The sequence below is a fragment of the Mesorhizobium sp. EU05-FHT14A09 genome (genome assembly GCF_058790995.1).
On the sequence record NZ_JBYTDF010000001.1, the window covers coordinates 1,496,849 to 1,513,061 of the forward strand.

At 62.9% G+C, this 16,213-nt stretch carries 7 protein-coding genes; 6 read left to right on the top strand and 1 reads right to left on the bottom strand.

Annotation, left to right across the window (positions count from 1 at the left end):
- Positions 1-25 precede the first annotated feature (25 nt).
- Complete coding sequence (locus tag AC3WTO_RS07080; protein WP_492459935.1) at positions 26-1,381, bottom strand: formimidoylglutamate deiminase; 1,356 nt, start codon at positions 1,379-1,381, stop codon at positions 26-28.
- A gap of 101 nt (positions 1,382-1,482) precedes the next feature.
- Here AC3WTO_RS07080 and hutI point away from each other — a divergent pair, with 101 nt between their 5' ends.
- From hutI to AC3WTO_RS07110, 6 genes are all read left to right on the top strand, one after another.
- Complete coding sequence (gene hutI, locus AC3WTO_RS07085; protein WP_492459936.1) at positions 1,483-2,715, top strand: imidazolonepropionase; 1,233 nt, start codon at positions 1,483-1,485, stop codon at positions 2,713-2,715.
- A complete protein-coding gene (gene hutH / locus AC3WTO_RS07090) occupies positions 2,712-4,256 on the top strand; it encodes a histidine ammonia-lyase (protein ID WP_492459937.1) in 1,545 nt (514 codons plus the stop codon). Before hutI ends, hutH begins: the two co-directional genes overlap by 4 nt.
- Complete coding sequence (gene hutG, locus AC3WTO_RS07095; protein WP_492459938.1) at positions 4,253-5,071, top strand: N-formylglutamate deformylase; 819 nt, start codon at positions 4,253-4,255, stop codon at positions 5,069-5,071. Before hutH ends, hutG begins: the two co-directional genes overlap by 4 nt.
- A gap of 19 nt (positions 5,072-5,090) precedes the next feature.
- Positions 5,091-6,767 (top strand): urocanate hydratase, encoded by a 1,677-nt coding sequence (hutU, locus tag AC3WTO_RS07100; RefSeq protein ID WP_492459939.1) that lies wholly within the window; start codon positions 5,091-5,093, stop codon positions 6,765-6,767.
- Between the two features lie 4 nt (positions 6,768-6,771).
- On the top strand, positions 6,772-7,347 hold the full coding sequence (locus AC3WTO_RS07105) for a HutD/Ves family protein (protein WP_492459940.1): 576 nt from the start codon (positions 6,772-6,774) through the stop codon (positions 7,345-7,347).
- A gap of 280 nt (positions 7,348-7,627) precedes the next feature.
- Positions 7,628-16,189 carry a glycoside hydrolase family 94 protein gene (locus AC3WTO_RS07110; protein ID WP_492459941.1) on the top strand — a complete coding sequence of 2,854 codons (8,562 nt, stop codon included), beginning with the start codon at positions 7,628-7,630 and terminating at the stop codon, positions 16,187-16,189.
- The last annotated feature ends 24 nt before the right edge of the window (positions 16,190-16,213 follow it).

Consider the following 16,213-nt stretch of genomic DNA (forward strand, 5'->3'; position numbering starts at 1 on the left):
CTCCGCTGTTCGAATCCCGCGGCCCTTAGCCGGCCGATAAACGCATCATGACGTTCCGGAAGCGTTCGGCAATGGCTTCGCGCGCGAAATGGCGGCCATTTTCCACCAGCTTGCGGCCATGAACCCAGGCGCAGTCGACACGCGCGCCACCGGCGAAGATCCAGGTGTCGAGGATCGCGTTGCCGGATTTGCCGGCCTGCGACGGGTGATTGGCATCGAGCGAAACGAAATCGGCCGGCGCGCCCGTTTCAAGGCCTGCTGCTGCAACGCCAAGGGCCACGTTGCCGCCGATCAGGGATTGCGTGAACAGATTTTCGCCATTGGACTGGCCTGGAGCTGCCAGCACGTTGCGGGCGCGATGGAAAATGCGCTGGGAATATTCGAGCTGACGCAGCTCGTCCGCGACGCCGATCAGCACGTTGGAGTCGGAACCGACGCCGTAACGGCCGCCATGGCTGGAGAACAATGGTGCGGAAAAGGTGCCGTCGCCCAGATTGGCTTCGGTGATCGGGCAGAGGCCGGCGATCGCGCCGGACTTTGCCATGGCGATCGTCTCGCCGTCGGTCATGTGGGTGGCATGGATCAGGCACCAGCGGCCGTCGACGGCCTGGCTTTCCAGCAGCCATTCCACGGGACGCTTGCCGGACCAGGCGACGCAATCCTCCACTTCCTTGACCTGCTCGGCGATATGGATGTGGATCGGCGCCTTCGGTTCGAGCCTGGCGACAACCGACAGCTCTTCCGGGGTAGCTGCGCGCAGGCTGTGCGGCGCAACGCCGACGACCGCATTGGCGAGGCCCGATACCGCCGCCTTCGATTGTTCGAGAAGCCTGGAAAAGCCGTCCAGGTCGTTGATGAAGCGGCGCTGCCCTTCGTTGGGGGCGCCGCCGCCGAAACCGGAATGCGCGTAGAAGACCGGCAACAGCGTCAAGCCGATACCGGTAGCCTTCGCCGAGGCCGCAACGCGTTCAGCCATTTCGGCAATGTTGCCGTAGGGGCTGCCGTCGCGGTCGTGATGCAGGTAATGGAATTCGCCGACCCGCGAAAAACCTGCTTCGACCATCTCGACATAAAGCTGGGCTGCGACCGCCTCGACGTCGTCTGGTGTCATCGACAATGCGAAGCGATACATCACCTCGCGCCAGCTCCAGAATGAATCAGCACCTGGGCCGCGCGTTTCGGCAAGGCCAGCCATGCCGCGCTGGAAGGCATGGCTGTGCAGGTTGGGCATGCCGGGGACAATGATGGCGTGCCGCTCGTCACCAGCCTGAACGGCGGCGTCCGCTTCAACCGAAGTCAGCGTGCCGTCGGCAATGACGAGGCGCACGTTCTTGCGCCAGCCGCCGCTCAGAAAAGCCTGTTCCGCAAAAATCGCCGTCATGCCGTCGTCCTCCGCTTGCCGTAACCTGCGCGACATTAGCACTTGCGTCGCGCCTTAATATGTATATACATAATTTCGACGGAGTGAAGCGGAAAAAGGCTATGGCTGAGGAGGAGAAAGGCCGGGCAGAGGCAAGCCGCATCTGGCGCAATGCGCGCCTGGCGACGCTGGCCGAGAATGCCGCCGGTCTTGGTGAAATCGAGCATGGCGCCATCGTGGCGAAGGGCGGCCGCATTGTTTATGCCGGCCCTGAAAAGGACATGCCGGCTGTTCCGGCCGGTACCGAAATCATCGACTGCGAAGGTCGCTGGATCACGCCCGGTCTCATTGACTGCCATACCCATCTTGTCCACGCGGGCAATCGTGCCAATGAGTTCGAGATGCGGCTTGCCGGCGCGACCTATGAGGAAGTGGCGCGGGCCGGCGGTGGTATCGTCTCCTCGGTCAAGGCGTTGCGCACTGCAAGCGAGGATGAACTCGTTGCCCAGACGCTGCCGCGTCTCGATGCGTTGATGGCCGAAGGCGTCACCACGGTCGAGGTGAAGTCGGGTTATGGCCTCGATCTCGACAATGAAAAGAAGTCCTTGAAGGCGGCCCGTCGTCTCGGTGCCGAACGCCCGGTCACGGTGCGCACGACCTTCCTGGGCGCTCATGCGCTGCCGCCGGAAGCCAATGGCGACAAGGACGCTTATATCGACCTGGTGGCAAAGACGATGCTGCCGGCCATTGCCGCTGAAGGACTGGCCGACGCGGTCGACGGCTTCTGTGAAGGCATCGCCTTCTCCCCCGAACAGATTGCGCGCGTCTTCGATGCGGCGAAAGCAGCCGGCCTGCCGGTGAAGCTGCACGCCGACCAACTATCCAATCTCAACGGCGCTGCACTCGCTGCAAGCTACGGCGCGCTGTCGACCGACCACCTCGAATACACCGATGAAGCTGGTGCCGCGGCGATGGCGAAGGCCGGCACCGTCGCCGGCATCCTGCCGGGCGCCTATTATTTCATCCGTGAGACCCGGAAGCCGCCGATTGCGTTGTTTCGCCAGCATGGCGTGAAGATGGCTGTCGCTACGGACAACAATCCCGGCACCTCGCCGCTGACATCGCTGCTGCTGACCATGAACATGGCCGCGACGCTATTTGCCATGACCGTGCAGGAATGCATCGCCGGCACGACCCGCGAAGCGGCGCGCGCGCTCGGGCTGCTTGGTGAGACCGGCACGCTTGAAGTCGGCAAATGGGCCGATCTGGCTATCTGGGACATCGAGCGGCCAGCAGAACTTGTTTATCGCATGGGCTTCAATCCGCTCCATGCCCGCATCTGGAGGGGACAATGACAGAACTCGTACTCAAGCCCGGCAACGCCACTCTGGCCGACTGGCGTGCTATCTACCGCGGTGCCACGCCAGTGCTCGACCCGGCCTGCAAGGCCGCGATCGAAGCCAGCGCCAAGGCCGTTGAGCGCATCGTCGCCAAAGGCGAGCCGGTCTACGGCATCAACACCGGTTTCGGCAAACTCGCCAGCGTGCGCATTCCGGCGGACGATCTCGAAACGCTGCAGCGCAACATCGTGCTGTCGCACGCCGCCGGCGTTGGCGAGCCGATGCCGGTTGCGGTGGCGCGCCTGATGATGGCGCTCAAGATGGCGAGCCTTGCGCAAGGCGCCTCGGGCGTGCGCCAGCAGACCATCGATCTTCTGCAGAAAATGCTGGCAAACGACGTCATTCCAGTTGTTCCGGCACAGGGTTCTGTTGGAGCATCCGGAGACCTCGCCCCGCTTTCCCATATGACCGCCGCCATGATCGGCGTTGGCGAATGCTTCACCCCGCATGGCCGGGTACCGGCCAGGGTCGCTTTTGCATCGCATGGGTTGGAGCCGGTTACGCTGGGCGCCAAGGAAGGGCTGGCATTGCTCAACGGCACGCAGTTCTCGACCGCCTACGCGTTGGCCGCCCTGTTCGAAGCCGAAGTCCTCTATCAGGCGGCGCTGGTTGCCGGTGCACTCTCGACGGACGCGGCCAAGGGCTCCGACGCTCCGTTCGATCCGCGCATTCATCTGCTGCGCAAGCATCGCGGCCAGATCGAAACGGCCGATGCTTTGCGCAATCTGATGGCCGGCAGCGCCATCCGCGAATCCCACCGTGTCGGTGACGAACGCGTTCAGGATCCATACTGCCTGCGTTGCCAGCCGCAGGTGATGGGTGCAGCGCTGGATGTGCTGCGCAAGGCGGCTGATACGCTGCAGACCGAGGCCAATGGGGTCACGGACAATCCGCTGATCTTCGCCGAGGATGACACCGCACTCTCCGGCGGCAACTTCCATGCCGAGCCGGTCGCGTTTGCAGCCGACATGATCGCGCTCGCCGTTTGCGAGATCGGCTCGCTGTCGGAGCGCCGCATCGCCATGTTGGTCGACCCCGCGCTCTCGGGCATGCCGGCCTTCCTCACACCGAAGCCGGGTCTCAATTCCGGCTTCATGATCCCGCAGGTGACGGCAGCTGCCCTTGTCTCGGAAAACAAACAGAAGGCCTATCCGGCGTCGGTCGACTCCATCCCGACCTCGGCCAACCAGGAAGATCACGTCTCGATGGCGGCGCATGGTGCGCGCCGGCTTATCGGCATGATCGAAAATGCCACTGCCGTCATCGGTATCGAACTGCTCGCAGCGGCGCAGGGCTGCGATTTCCATCAGCCGCTGGCTTCGAGCCAGCCGCTGGAGGCCGTGCGCAAGGTGCTGCGCGAACAGGTGCCGCACCTTGATGACGACCGCCATTTCCACCCGGACATGGAAAAGGCGATCTCCCTGGTGCGCGATGGTTCGCTGGCGAAGGCGGCAAAGGCGGTCGCGCTGCCAGCCATCAGCGGAGTTGCTGCATGACCCAGCCTTCATGGCTTGAGGTCCAGCGCGGCGAGGTGCCGCTGCTGGTCAGCATCCCGCACACCGGTCTCGACCTCGCCGGTCTTGACGATCGCTTCGTTTCGGCGTGGCTGGCCCGTCGCGATGCCGATTGGTGGATCGAAAAGCTGTATGATTTCGCAACCGATCTCGGCGCGACCGTCGTACGCACCAACATCTCGCGTTCCATCATCGACGTGAACCGCGATCCATCCGGTGTTTCACTTTATCCGGGACAGGCAACAACCGAGCTTTGCCCGACGACGACGTTTGACGGCGAGCCGCTCTATCAGTCTGGACAGGAGCCGGACAACGACGATGTTGCCGAGCGTCGGAAGGCTTATTTCGAACCTTACCACGCTGGACTCGAAGCCGAGATCGCCCGGCTGCGCGGATTGCACGGCAAGATCGTTCTCTACGACTGCCACTCGATCAGGTCCGTTATTCCCCGGCTGTTCGAGGGCAGGCTGCCGCTGTTCAACCTCGGCACCAATTCCGGCAAGAGCACCGACCCGGTGCTGGAAAAACAGGTCGCCGACATCATGGCCGCGACCGGGCGCCCCTTTGTGGTCAACGGCCGCTTCAAGGGTGGCTGGATCACGCGTCATCACGGCAGGCCGGAAGACGGCGTCCACGCTCTGCAGATGGAGCTCTCCTGCCGCGGTTACATGCTGGAGCCCGAGGGCAGGGTGGATCAGGCGAACTGGCCAAGCCGCTACGACCAGGACTTCGCCGCACCGATGCGCAAGACACTGACCGAAATTCTTACGACCGCACTCAACTGGGCGAAGGCCTGATTTTCGAGGGAGCATTCGCATGACCCAACACACCCGTATCGACAATTCCCGCACCATCCGCGCGGCAACCGGCACAGAGCTGACCGCCAAGAGCTGGTTGACTGAAGCGCCGCTGCGCATGCTGATGAACAACCTCGATCCGATCGTTGCCGAAAAGCCGGGCGAACTCGTTGTCTATGGCGGCATCGGTCGCGCGGCACGCGACTGGCAGAGCTTCGACCGTATCGTCGGCGCGCTGCGCAACCTGGAAGCCGACGAGACGCTGCTGGTGCAGTCGGGCAAACCGGTCGGCGTGTTCAAGACGCACAAGGACGCCCCTCGCGTGCTGCTCGCCAACTCCAATCTGGTACCGCATTGGGCAACCTGGGATCATTTCAACGAGCTCGATAAGAAGGGCTTGATGATGTACGGCCAGATGACGGCCGGTTCCTGGATCTACATCGGTTCGCAGGGCATCGTTCAGGGCACCTACGAGACCTTCGTCGAACTGGGCCGCCAGCACTACAATGGCGACCTGTCCGGCCGTTGGATCCTGACCGCAGGCCTGGGTGGCATGGGTGGTGCGCAGCCGCTGGCGGCGACCATGGCCGGTGCGTCCTGCCTTGCCGTCGAGTGCCAGGCTTCGCGCATCGAAATGCGTCTCAAGACCGGTTATGTCGACGTCCAGGCAAAAGACCTCGATGATGCGCTGGCGATCCTCGACAAGGCCGGAAAAGAGAAGAAGGCGATTTCGGTTGCGTTGCTCGGCAACGCCGCCGACATCTTTCCGGAACTGGTTCGCCGTGGCGTAAAACCTGATGCGGTCACCGACCAGACTTCAGCGCATGATCCGGTCAACGGCTATCTGCCCCAGGGCTGGACTGTCGCTCAATGGGAAGAAAAGCGCGAGCGCGATCCCAAGACCGTTGCCAAGGAAGCGAAGAAGTCGATGGCTGTTCAGGTCCGGGCCATGCTCGACTTCCACAAGATGGGTGTCCCAACGGTCGACTACGGCAACAACATCCGCCAGATGGCGCTGGAAGAGGGCGTCGAGAACGCCTTCGACTTTCCTGGTTTCGTGCCGGCCTATATCCGCCCGCTGTTCTGCCGCGGCATCGGCCCATTCCGCTGGGCTGCACTTTCGGGCGATCCGGAAGACATCTACAAGACCGACGCCAAGGTCAAGGAACTGCTGCCGGACAACAAGCACCTGCACAACTGGCTCGACATGGCGCAGAAGCGCATCAAGTTCCAGGGCCTGCCGGCACGCATCTGCTGGGTCGGCCTCGGCGATCGCCACCGTCTCGGCCTGGCTTTCAACGAAATGGTTGCCAAGGGCGAACTGAAGGCACCTGTCGTGATCGGCCGCGATCATCTCGATTCCGGTTCCGTTGCGTCGCCAAACCGTGAGACGGAAGCGATGAAGGATGGTTCGGACGCCGTGTCCGACTGGCCGCTGCTCAACGCGTTGCTCAACACCGCCTCGGGTGCGACCTGGGTGTCACTGCATCATGGCGGCGGCGTTGGCATGGGCTTCTCGCAGCACTCGGGCATGGTCATCGTTTGCGATGGCTCCGAGGATGCGGCGCGCCGTCTCGAGCGTGTGTTGTGGAACGACCCGGCAACGGGCGTGATGCGCCATGCTGACGCCGGCTACGACATCGCCATCGAATGCGCGAAGGAGCATCAGCTCAACCTGCCTGGCATCCTCGGCTAAGCCGATGCGTATCCTCCGCGCCAGCGACTATCGATCCATGCCGTGGAAGAACGGTGGCGGGACAACAACCGAGATTGTTGTCTCGCCGGCGGGCGCCGGGCTGGATGACTTCGATTGGCGCATCTCCATGGCACGCGTCGAAGCCGGCGGACCTTTTTCGGTCTTTGCCGGCATCGACCGTACGCTTTCGATCCTCGAAGGCGAAGGCATGGGGCTCTCTATTGCGGGGCGTGACCCCGTTCAGTTGACACGGTCCAGCGATCCCCTGTTCTTTCCAGCGGATGCTGCGACCAGTGCGACCCTGGTTGGGGGGCCTATCACCGACCTCAATGTGATGACACGCCGTAGCCGTGTGCGCCACACTGTGCGCCGCCTGTCACTTTCAGAACCACTCGAGCTCACCACCCAGGCAGCTGTCACGCTCGTCTTCTGCGACGAAGGCGGTGTTCAGATCGGCGAATCGCCTGCACTCGCGCTTGGCGCCCGCGATACATTGTGGTTCGACAGGGCAGGGCAGACCGCGTCACTGCGCCCTCTGCCCGACGCCACGCTTTTCCTGATCTCCATCCAAAACGATTAAAAGCTGTCTCCAAGCGTTATCGAACCTGACCCGAAATATCGGGCCGGGCGGTTGCGCCATCACGAAATTGCCGGAATCCTTGCCATTCGCTGCTTCCCGTTGTGAGCATGCGCGCGAGTTTCACGGTTGTCGGCAAGGCAACGTCCGCTAATCTTGACGGGAAGACGGAACAAGCTCGTTCGACCCGCTTTGCTATGCAATCAATCACCTGTAAATCGATGTTGAACACCGGGGACGATGCGGTCGCGCCGCGACCGGTCCCCACCGCACGGATTGCTTGATGAATATTCAGACCAGCCCCGCCGAGATCCGGACCGCCACTGCGCGTTTCCCTGCTACCGCGGAAGAGCCTATCCGGTCACAGTTTCTGCCTGAAGACCGGTTGCGGGCGCTGGGCGAGAGCCTCGCCAGAGGCGACGTTTCCGATCTGGCGGGCCTGCAACCCTTCGATTTCCAGAAACGCATCCGCGAAAGCGCCAAGAAGATCCTCGAGGTCTACAAGCTGACCAACGTCGCCCAGGCCAGGGGCGAGACGGTCACGCCTGCCGCGCAATGGCTGCTCGATAACAATTATCTGGTCGAAGAAACGATCTACCAGATCAAGCGCGACCTGCCGCGCCGCTTCTACCGGCAGCTGCCTACCTTGAAACTTTCCGACGGCACCAGCGTGCCGCGCGCACTGGCATTGGCCTGGGCATATGTCGCGCACTCCGACAGCTCCGTCTCGGCGCAGATGTTCAAGGCGATCGTCGAGGGTTTCCAATCAATCGAGCCAATGAAGATCGGCGAGATCTGGGCGCTGCCATCGCTGCTGCGTTTCGTGCTGATCGAGAACCTTCGCCGGCTTGCCGTTCGGGTCAATCGTTCGCGGGACCTGCGCCTCATCGCCAACGACGTCGCCGACCGGGTGCTCGCAGCCGGTGACAGTGCCGACCGGCAGGCGATCCTGGACAAGTATCAGGCCCAGGCTGCCGACACCTCGTTCGCTACTCAGCTTCTCTACCGCCTGCGCGACGGCTCGCAAAATGCGGGCAGGGCGCTGGAATGGCTGGAAGCCGAGCTGGAGAAGTCCAGTACCGACGCTGAGAAGATTACCATCGCCGAGCATCAGACGCTGTCGAGCGGCAACGTCACCACCGGCAACATCATCCGCGGCCTGCGCCTCATCAACGACGTCGACTGGACGATCTGGTTCGAAGGCGTCAGCCGTATCGACGCGCTGCTGCGCGAGCGCACCAATTTCAGCGAGCTCGACTTCCCCTCAAGAGATCAGTATCGCACCGAGATCGAGGACCTCGCCAAACGGTCAAAGCAGTCCGAATACCGTGTCGCTGAACAGGCGACCGATATGGCGGCGGCGGCCAAGGCAGCCGCGGGTGAGGCGGCGGATGCCGCCGACACCACCGATATCGGCTTCTTCCTCGTCGGTTCGCGCAGGCCCGAACTCGAAAAGGCGATCGGTTATTCGCCGAGCCTGGCACGCAATTTCCTGCGCGGTTTCCGGAGGACCGGCTGGCTGGGTATCGTGCTCCCCGTCTTCCTGCTGACTGCGCTTCTGCTTTGGCTGTCCGGCAGTGCACTGGCCGCTCTCGGACTGCCGCTGTGGGGCATAACGCTCATGCTGGTGCTGTTCGCGGTGCCAGCGAGCGAAGGCGCGCTGGCGTTTTTCAACACCGTTTTCCTGTTGTTCCTCAAACCCACGCGACTCGTTGGCTACGAGTACAAGGATGGCATTCCTGCCGACGCGCGAACCCTCGTCGTCGTGCCGTCGCTGATCGGCTCACGCGACGATGTCGAGGAGAACGTGCGCAACATCGAAGTGCACCACCTCGCCAACATGTCGGGCGAACTTCATTTCGCGCTGCTGTCGGATTGGCCGGACAGCAAATCGGAAATCAGTGCCAACGATACGGAAATTCTCGAGTTTGCCCGCAGCCAGATCGCGGAACTCAACCAGCGCTACCCGACCGATGGCGCGCCGCGCTTCTACCTTTTGCATCGCCGCCGCCTCTACAATCCGGCGCAGGGCCGCTGGATGGGCTGGGAGCGCAAGCGTGGCAAGCTGCACGAACTGAACCTTTTGCTGCGTGGCGACAAGGATACCACTTTCCTGCCGCTGGAGACGCCGCTGCCCGAGAACGTCGTCCACGTCATGACGCTTGACGCCGACACCCGCACGACGCGCGATGCGGTGTCGAAGCTGATCGGCAAGATGTGCCACCCGATGAACAGGCCGCATTTCGATGCGGAGAAGCGCAGGGTTACCGCCGGCTACGCAATCATGCAGCCGCGCATCACGCCGTCGCTCACGACGGGCGACGAGGCCTCGTTCTTCCAGCGTGTGTTCTCGGCGAACCGTGGCCTCGATCCTTACGTCTTCGCTGTCTCCGACCTCTACCAGGACGTGTTTGGGGATGGCTCCTTCACCGGCAAGGGTCTTTATCACGTCGACGCCTTCGAAGCGGCTCTCAAGGGGCGCATCGAGGACAACACCGTGCTCAGCCACGATCTGCTCGAGGGCGCCCTGGCGCGTTCGGCGCTGGTCACTGATGTCGAACTGGTCGAGGACTATCCGACCCGCTACTGGGTCGACGCTTCGCGCACCCATCGCTGGGCGCGCGGTGACTGGCAGTTGCTGAGTTTCATCTTCGATCCGCGGTCGGGCGTACCGGCGCTATCGCGCTGGAAGATGATCGACAACCTGCGCCGTTCGCTGACCCCGATCTTCTGGGTGATGGCGGCAATCGCCGGCTGGACGTTGCTGCCTTTCACGCAGGCAGCCCAATGGCAGGCTCTGCTGATCCTGACATTGTTCATGGCCCCCACCTTCGACATCGTCAACGCGATCATCCCGAAGAACAGCGATGCCACGCCGCGTGGCCATTTCTCGGCGCTGGTGCATGACATCGCCTTCGGCACTGCGATGGTGGCGCTCAAGATCGTGCTGATGGCGCATCAGGCCTGGATGATGGGCGACGCCATCATCCGCACGCTCTATCGGCTCTTCGTCAGCCGCAAGAATCTGCTCGAATGGCGCACCGCTTCGCAGGCGCACCAGGGCAGCGGCAATGACATCGCCTCCTACTATTCAATGATGTACGGCGCCGTGATCATCGGCGCCGTCGGCCTTGCCATTCCAGTCATAGACGACTCCACCGGCGCCTTCGTTGCATTTGCCTTCGCGCTGTTCTGGATTGGATCGCCGGCATTTGCCTGGCTGGTCAGCCGCTCGGCCGAGACGGAAGACAGGTTGCATTTGCTGCCGCAGGACGTACACGCGCTGCGTGTCGCGGCACGTCGCACCTGGCACTATTTCGAGAATTTCGTCACGGCGGAACAGAACCACCTGCCGCCGGACAATTTCCAGGAAAATCCCAAGCCCGTCGTCGCGTCCCGCACTTCGCCGACCAACATCGGCGTCTACCTGCTGTCAGTCGTTTCGGCCCGCGATTTCGGCTGGATCAGCCTTTCGGAAGCGATCGCCCGCATCGATGCCACCATGTCGACCATCGAGCGCATGGAACGCAGCCGTGGTCATCTCTACAACTGGTATGAAACGACGACGCTCAACCCGCTGCGTCCGACCTATATCTCCGCTGTCGACAGCGGCAATCTCGCCGGCCATCTGGTGACGGTCGCCGCGACCTGTACCGAATGGGCAGAGGCGCCGTCGGTCCATCTGCATGGTGACGTCGAAGGCGTGCTGGATACCGTCTCGATCCTGAATGAATGCCTGGATGAACTGCCGGACGACCGCCGCCAGCTCAGGCCTTTGCGCCAACGTCTGGCCGACCGGCTGGACGGCATGCGTCGCGCCGTGCGCACCATCAAGGCTCAGCCGGAGATGGCACTGGCGCGCACCGTCAACCTCACCGTGCTCGCCGGAGAGATCCGCAAGTTCGCCGCGGCCATCCATGCCGAGGCGAAGTCGACAGCCAGCGACATCATTGTCGACTGGGCCGCGCGGCTGGAGGCTACCTGCGAAGCCCATGTGCAGGACGCCCAGGCTGATGAAAAGTCGGTCCAGGCCATGCGTGCGAAGCTGCTCGAATTGCATGAACGCACCCGTCGCTATGCCTTCGAGATGGAGTTCGGGTTCCTGCTGCGCCAGGACCGCAAGCTGCTGTCGATCGGTTATCGCGTCGAAGAGCGTCAACTCGACGAGGCCTGCTACGATCTTCTCGCCTCCGAATGCCGGTTGACCAGCCTGTTTGCCATCGCCAAGGGCGATTTGCCGACCGAGCACTGGTTCCGCCTTGGCCGGCCGATCGTCGAGATCGGTTTCCGTGGCGCACTGATGTCCTGGTCCGGCTCGATGTTCGAGTACCTGATGCCGCCGCTGGTGATGAAGGAACCCCAGGGCTCGATCCTCAACCAGACCAGCCAGCTCATCATCAAGCGCCAGATCCAGTATGGCCGTTCGAAGGGCGTTCCGTGGGGCATTTCCGAAGCGGCCTACAATGCCCGCGACCGCGAGATGAACTATCAGTACACCAATTTCGGCGTGCCTGGCCTCGGCCTGAAGCGCGGCCTTGGTCAGAACACGGTCATCGCGCCTTATGCCACGATCCTCAGTGCGCAGTTCCTGCCGCGCGAGGCGGTTGCCAACCTGAAACGCCTGAAGGAGATCGGCGCGCTCGGCCGTCACGGTTACTACGATGCTGTCGACTTCACGCCGCAGCGCGTGCCGGAAGGTGCGACCTGCGCGGTGGTGCAGAACTATTTCGCGCACCATTCCGGCATGTCGATCGCAGCCATCGCCGATGCCGTCTTCGAGGGACGGCTGCGGGATCGTTTCCACAGCGACCCGGTCATCGAATCCGCCGAACTGCTGCTGCAGGAGAAGGCCCCGCGCGAAATCCCGGCTGACACGGTGCGCACCGATGCCGAGGAACAGGCGGTCGCAGACGAGGGGGAAGCACAGACCCCGGACATGCGCGTGGTGCTCGACCCGGCATGGGCGCTGCGTGCCACCAATCTGATGTCGAATGGCCGCTACTCCGTCATGGTGACGGCAACCGGTTCGGGTTACTCGCGCTGGGGCGACTTTGCGGTCACCCGCTGGCAGCCGGATCCGGTCGAGGACCGGCTCGGTTCCTACATCTTCCTGCGTGACGCCGACACCGGCGACTGGTGGTCGGCGACGGTGGAGCCGAAGCGCGCGCCCGGTGAAACCGCACAGGCGCAGTTTTCGGACGACAAGGCGACCTTCATCAAGACCGTGCACTCGCTGCGCTCCGAGGTCGAATGCATCGTCATTTCGGAAGGCAATGGCGAGGGCCGGCGGGTCACGCTCTATAATGACGGTGCGACTGACCGGCATATCGAGGTGACTTCGTTCGCCGAGCTGGTGCTCGGCCAGGAGGCCGCCGACTACGCCCATCCCGCGTTCTCGAAGATGTTCATCGAAACCGAGATTTCGTCGAACAACAACGCCATCTTCGCAACGCGCCGCAAGCGTGATGCCGGCGAGCCGGACATTGCCGCCGCGCATTTCGTCACCGACCCATCCGGGCTTGCCCGTGATGGCGAGGCGGAGACCGATCGTCGCGCCTTTATCGGCCGTGGCCGCACCATCGCAGATGCCGCTGCCTTCGATCCGGGCGCTCGACTGGAGGGACATGCCGGGTTCACGCTGGATCCCGTCGCTGCGCTGCGGCGACGTGTCAGGGTGCCGGCCAACAAGAAGATCTCACTCACCTTCTGGACCGTCACCGGCGCCAACCGCACGGAACTGGAGGAGGCGATCGCTCGGCTCGACCATGCCGAGAGCTTTGCTCGCCAGTCGATGCTGGCCTGGACCCGTTCGCAGGTGCAGACCCGCCATATGGGCCTGAGCCTGACCGACGCTTCCAATGTGCAGAAGCTGGCCCGATATCTGATCTATCCGGATCCGTTCCTGCGGTTGCCCTCCGACGCGATCGCGCCGGGGCTCGGCCGGCAGTCGAGCCTTTGGCCTACCAGCATTTCGGGTGACTTCCCGATCTTCGCCGTTCGTATCGGCGACGTCGCCGACCTCGAGATCGTCGCCGAAGCGTTGCGTTTCCAGGAATATATGCGCGCCCGCGGCATGACGGCGGATCTCGTTATCGTCAACGAGCAGGCATCGTCCTATGTGCAGGATCTGCAGCAGGCGATCGACGCCTTGTGCGAAAACAGCCGCCTGCGCGGCAACGAGTTCGGCTCGCGCCAGCACATCTTCGCGGTGCGCCGCGATCTGATGGATGAAACCACCTACAAGACGCTGCTCGCGGTGGCGCGCGTGGTGCTGCATACACGCAACGGCACGATCTTCGACCAGATCGAGCGTGCCGAGACCGCGGCGATCCAGGCGCGAGACGTCTTGCATCCGGGTGGTGCAACCGCGCTGCGTGACGTGGCCATCCCGGCGCCGCGCAAGCCGGCCAAGAAGGAAGTCGCAACGTTCGCTGATGGCGCCGGCCTCGACTATTGGAACGGCTATGGCGGTTTCGACGGTGATGGCCGCCACTATGTCGTTCGCCTGACGGGCGAGCGGGCGACGCCCCAGCCTTGGATCAATGTGGTCTCCAATGAAGCGTTTGGTTTCCACACGTCGGCGGAGGGGGCCGGTTTCACCTGGAGCCGCAACAGCCGCGACTATCAGTTGACGCCATGGTCGAATGATCCGGTCACGAACCGTCCGGGCGAAGGCATCTACATCCACGATCTCGGCACCGGTGAATCCTATTCGCCGACCGCCGCCATGCTGCGCGACCCGACCATGGTCTACGAAGCTTGGCATGGGCAAGGCTTCTCGACGTTCCGCACCAAGCGCGGCACCCTGTCGATGGATCTGACCCATGTTGTCGATCCTGCCGACCCGGTGCGCATTTCACGCCTGCGCGTCCAGAACGCCGGCTCGGCACCCGTCAGGCTGCGTATCTACGCTTACGCCGAATGGGTCTTGGGCAGCCATCGCTCGAAGACGGCAGCGACCATCCTCTCACAGCGGGACGAAGCCACAGGGGCTCTCCTGGCGCAGAATCCTTATGGGCTCGACTTCAGCGACCGCGTGGCGTTCCTGGCCAGCGATCGTGATCCGCAGTCGTTCACGGCCGATCGTCAGGAGTTCCTCGGCCGTGACGGCAGCACGGTAACGCCGCAATCCGTCGTCACCGGCGCCGCCTTGTCCGGTCGTGTCGAGGCCGGCGACGACGCGTGCGCTGCTTTGGCGCGCGACGTCGACATTCCGGCGGGTGGCGATGTCACCTTGCTCTGGCTGATGGGGGACGCAGGGTCCGCCGAAGAAGCAAGTGCTTTGGTGAAGACGCATCGCGCCAAGGATTTCGACAAAAGGCTTGCCGAGAACGAACGCAGCTGGCGCGGCTTCCTCGACACGATCCAGGTCGAGACGCCGGACAAGGCGCTCAATGCCATGGTCAACCACTGGCTGCCTTACCAGGCGCTGGCCTGCCGTATCAGAGCGCGTTCGGCATTCTACCAGGCGAGTGGTGCATTCGGTTTCCGTGACCAGCTTCAGGACACATTGGCCCTGCTGGCCCATGACCCGTCATTGGCACGCGAGCAGATCCTGAACGCGGCCCGCCGGCAGTTCGCAGAAGGCGACGTGCAGCATTGGTGGTTGCCTCGTACCGGTGCCGGCGTTCGCACCATGATCTCGGACGACGTCGTCTGGCTGGCTCACGCGGTGTCACGCTACATATTGGTGACGGGCGACAAGGCGATCCTGAAGGAAGCGCTGCCGTTCATCGAGGGCAAACCGCTGGCCGAAGGCGAACACGATTCCTTCTTCGAACCTCAGGTTTCCAAGACAAGTGCTCCGCTCTATGAGCACTGCGCGCGGGCATTGGATCTTGCCGTCCAGAGAACCGGTGCCGATGGCTTGCCGCTGATCCTCGGTGGCGACTGGAACGACGGTATGAACCGCGTGGGTATCGGCGGTAAGGGCGAGAGCGTCTGGCTGGGCTGGTTCCTGCTAAAGACGCTGACCGACTTTGCTGCCGTGGCCAAGTCGCAAAGCGATACCAAGCGTACAAAGGCCTGGGAAGCGCACGCGGCCAGCCTGAAGCGGGCGCTGGAGAATGCAGCGTGGGACGGTGAGTGGTACCGCCGCGGAAGTTTCGACGACGGCTCACCGCTCGGTTCGCGCAGGTCCGACGAATGCAAGATCGACTCGATCGCGCAATCGTGGAGCGTGCTGTCGGGTGAGGGCGATCCGGCCCGTTCACAGACGGCGATGGATCAGGCGGTCAAACATCTTGTCGATGACGAGCTCAAGATCGTCAAACTGTTCACGCCGCCATTCTCGAAGACGGAGAAGGATCCCGGTTACATCAAGAGTTACCCGCCGGGTGTGCGTGAAAACGGCGGTCAGTATACGCACGCCGCGACATGGTTCGTCATCGCACTGGCCGAAATGGGCCGGACCGACGAAGCCTATCGCTGCTTCTCGATGCTGAATCCGGTCAATCACGCCCTGGATGACGCGGCTGCCGAACACTACCGTGTCGAACCCTATGTGGTGGCGGCCGACATCTATGCCGGCGAAGGCAAGGGCGGTCGTGGCGGCTGGACCTGGTACACCGGCTCGGCAGGATGGCTCTATCGTGCTGCCGTGGAAGGCATCCTCGGCATCGAGCGTCGCGGCAACCGCATCGAGATCACGCCGAAGCTGCCCAAGGCATGGGAAGGTTATTCGGCGAAGCTCAAGATCGCAGGCGCCGAGCATTCCGTCCGGGTGGTGCGTGCGAAGGGTGCGAAGGCCATCTCGCTGGAGGTTGATGGCGTCAAGGCGAAAGGTAACGCTTTCGACCTGAACAGTGATCGTTCCAGCGAGATTATTGTCAAGATTCCAGCCTGATAAAGGCGGAAATGGTGCAGGAGG